We start from the raw sequence: 340 nt of genomic DNA on the forward strand, positions 1-340 counted from the left end.
GCCTTCACCATCGCGTCCGCCGCCTCGATCGAACCCACAAGCCCCTTCGTCTCGATCATTCCCAAAGCCTGCATGTTGTTGTTCATCGTTCAGCCTCCAGGTTGGTCCACACCCATACGAAGTCGGCTCACTAGCCCTCGAGCCTGGGCAGGATGAACTCGACGTCCCCGTGCGGGCGCGGGATCACGTGTACCGAGACCAGCTCGCCGACCTTACCGGCCGCCGCAGCCCCCGCATCCGTGGCCGCCTTCACGGCTCCGACATCGCCGCGAACCATCACGGTCACCAGACCGCCGCCCACGTGCACCTTGCCGATCAGGACCACGTTCGCCGCCTTCAC

At 65.3% G+C, this 340-nt stretch carries 2 protein-coding genes; both read right to left on the reverse strand.

The annotated features are described in order from the left end of the window. A partial coding sequence (locus EII26_RS12965) for a BMC domain-containing protein (RefSeq protein ID WP_124889502.1) occupies nt 1-86 on the reverse strand: 86 nt, incomplete at its 3' end. Nucleotides 87-130: 44 nt separating this feature from the next. After that, a partial coding sequence (locus tag EII26_RS12970; protein WP_124889544.1) for a BMC domain-containing protein occupies nt 131-340 on the reverse strand: 210 nt, incomplete at its 5' end.

This window comes from Fretibacterium sp. OH1220_COT-178 (assembly GCF_003860125.1).
Classification (GTDB): domain Bacteria; phylum Synergistota; class Synergistia; order Synergistales; family Aminobacteriaceae; genus CAJPSE01.